This is a genomic window from Mycobacterium sp., assembly GCF_049281135.1.
Classification (GTDB): domain Bacteria; phylum Actinomycetota; class Actinomycetes; order Mycobacteriales; family Mycobacteriaceae; genus Mycobacterium.
Genome location: NZ_JBAPRN010000617.1, coordinates 1 through 2,264 on the forward strand (window position 1 = coordinate 1; position 2,264 = coordinate 2,264).

Sequence of the window (2,264 nt, forward strand, 5' to 3'; positions counted from 1 at the left end):
GCCCAAGGCCGAGCCGCCGCGTAGCCGCCGCACCAAGCCGGCGGTGCCGGCGTGGGAAGACGTGCTGCTGGGGGTTCGCTCCAGCGGGCAGCGTTAAAGCGCCATCGCAACCAGCGCCAGCCACGCACCCGTCACGCCCACTCCTGCCCCCAGCACCAGCCAGCGCAGCACTGGCGTGCGCCGCCATCCCCACAGGGTCGGCGCCAAGCCGCCGGCCGCAACGACATTCAGTCCGACGGCCAGCAGCGGGTGAACCCGGATCAGGCCGAGGCTCAGCACCACGACCGCTACCGCGGTAGCTGCGGCGACGAACCCGGCAACGGTCAAACCCGTTGCCCAGGGCGTGGATTCGTCGGCCATCAGCCGAGCCTAGCCCGCTCGTAGAACGCCAGCGCCGCCGCAGTGGCGACGTTGAGCGAGTCGGTGCCGCGTGACATCGGGATGCGCACCCGCAGATCGCTCGCTTTCATCGCGGCGTAACTCAGGCCGGGCCCTTCGGCGCCGACCAGGATCGCGACGCGCTCCTCACGCACCGTCGTCATCGCCGCCGGCAGTGTGATCGAGCCGGAATCCGGGGTCATCGCCAGCAGCCGAAACCCGTGCTGCTGCAGTGCCTTCAAGTCGTTCGGCCAGTCCGCTGCGCGGGCAAACGGCACCAGTAGGGCGTGCCCCATCGAAACGCGCACCGCACGCCGGTACAGCGGATCGGCGCAGCCGCTGCCGAACACGACGGCGTCGACGTCGAGCCCGGCCGCGTTGCGAAAGATCGAGCCCAGGTTTTCGTGATCGTTGACTCCCTCGAGCACGGCCACTGTGCGGGCACCGTCGATCACGTCCGCGACGGTGCGCTCGGGGGCCCGGCGTGCAGCGGCAAGCACCCCGCGGTTGAGGTGAAAGCCGACCGCCTGCGCCATCACCTCCGCTGAGACGCGGTAGTAGGGCGCGGGGTTGCCGGCCAGATCCGCCTTGAGTTCGGCGAGCCGACGGTCGGTGCCCAGAAACGCCAACGGCGTAAACGGCGATGCCAGCATGCGCTGCACGACCAGCACACCCTCGGCGATCACCAGACCCTTGCCGCTGGGCAGGTCTGGCCTTCGGTCGATGCTGTTCAGATCGCGGAAGTTGTCCAGCCGCGCATCGTCGGGATCGTCGATATCGCAGACGACCACACCGTCACTGGTGTAGTCAAAGTCGTTGTCGGTCAAGGGCTTTCGTCGACCAGCGCCAAGATGAGGTCGGCCGCCACGCGCAGGGTGTCGCGTTCGCCGACTCCTAAGGTCTCCAGCCGCTGCGTGAGCCACTCTTGACTGGCCCGACGCTCGGCCTCCATCAGTTCCGCACCGGCTTGGGATACCGACACCAGCACCTGGCGGCCGTCGTCGGGGTGTGCGACGCGGTCCACGAAACCCAATTCGGCCAACGAGGCAATCACGCGCGTCATGGACGGTGGGCGAACCCGTTCCCGGATCGCCAGCCCGCCCGGCGTCATCGGGCCAAAGTTGACCAATGTCGCCAACGCCGATAGCTGCGAAAGGGACACCGGGGACTGCGGGCGGCGAAACCGCAGCTGCCGGGAAAGCCGCATCACCGCCAACGAAAGGTCGCTGGCCAACCGGCTATCGCCATCGATCACAGCGCGAACGTTACGACAGAACGCGGGAACGTTAACCACGAATCACCGAGACGGGGCACCACAAGCTATCTTGATCTCGATGTCCGACGAGCCTGGCAAGAGCATTGAGCCGCCGCCGTTGCCTGCTTTGCTGCTGGACCCGTGGCCGATCATCGCCATCGGCGCCCTGGCCTGGCTGGTGGCCGCGGTGGTCGTATTCCTCACACCCACCCTGGCCACCTGGCGACCGCTATGCGTGGCCGGACTCGGGGTGGGGGTCCTGGGTACCTCGATTTTCTTGTGGCAGCGGGCTGCTGCCCGTCGTGGCGCGCGTGGCGCTCAAACCGGACTGACAACACAGCGCACGAAGTAGGAGGTTTGGTCATGGTGGCGCCGCTCTTGCAAGCCCAAATCGATATCAAGGCACCCGCATCGACGGTCTGGGCGCTGGTCAGTGATTTCCGGCGGATGCCGCAGTGGAGTCCGCAGTGCCGCTTGATGAGGCCATTGGGTCCAGTCCGTCCGGGCACCCGCACCCTCAATCTCAACCGCCGCAACCTCTTGTTCTGGCCGACGACATCTACTGTCATCCAGGTGATTCCGGAGCAGAAGCTGGCGTTCCGGGTCAACATGAACAACACGGTCTGGAGCT

5 protein-coding genes and 1 pseudogene are annotated in these 2,264 nt (G+C 66.9%); 3 read left to right on the forward strand and 3 right to left on the reverse strand.

From position 1 onward, the window contains the following. Positions 1-97: pseudogene (locus tag WAN02_RS24330) on the forward strand (DUF3071 domain-containing protein); the annotation flags it as partial. Here WAN02_RS24330 and WAN02_RS24335 read toward each other — a convergent pair. From WAN02_RS24335 to WAN02_RS24345, 3 genes are read right to left on the reverse strand one after another with little or no spacing between them, the layout of a single operon-like run. Further along, positions 94-360, reverse strand: coding sequence for a DUF2537 domain-containing protein (locus tag WAN02_RS24335; RefSeq protein WP_422267200.1), 267 nt, complete (start codon positions 358-360; stop codon positions 94-96). The pseudogene WAN02_RS24330 and the gene WAN02_RS24335 sit on opposite strands and share 4 nt — an antisense overlap. Next, positions 360-1,205, reverse strand: coding sequence for a TrmH family RNA methyltransferase (locus WAN02_RS24340; RefSeq protein ID WP_422267202.1), 846 nt, complete (start codon positions 1,203-1,205; stop codon positions 360-362). The genes WAN02_RS24335 and WAN02_RS24340 overlap by 1 nt, the downstream gene beginning before the upstream one ends. Continuing rightward, the gene (locus WAN02_RS24345) at positions 1,202-1,633 is read right to left on the reverse strand and encodes a MarR family winged helix-turn-helix transcriptional regulator (RefSeq protein WP_422267204.1); all 432 of its coding nucleotides are present in this window, start codon (positions 1,631-1,633) and stop codon (positions 1,202-1,204) included. Before WAN02_RS24345 ends, WAN02_RS24340 begins: the two co-directional genes overlap by 4 nt. 79 nt (positions 1,634-1,712) lie before the next feature. Here WAN02_RS24345 and WAN02_RS24350 point away from each other — a divergent pair, with 79 nt between their 5' ends. Both WAN02_RS24350 and WAN02_RS24355 read left to right on the forward strand, forming a co-directional pair. Beyond that, positions 1,713-1,985 (forward strand): DUF2530 domain-containing protein, encoded by a 273-nt coding sequence (locus WAN02_RS24350; RefSeq protein ID WP_422267206.1) that lies wholly within the window; start codon positions 1,713-1,715, stop codon positions 1,983-1,985. 11 nt (positions 1,986-1,996) lie between these two features. Next, on the forward strand, positions 1,997-2,264 hold a 268-nt coding region (locus WAN02_RS24355; RefSeq protein ID WP_422267208.1), incomplete at its 3' end, for an SRPBCC family protein.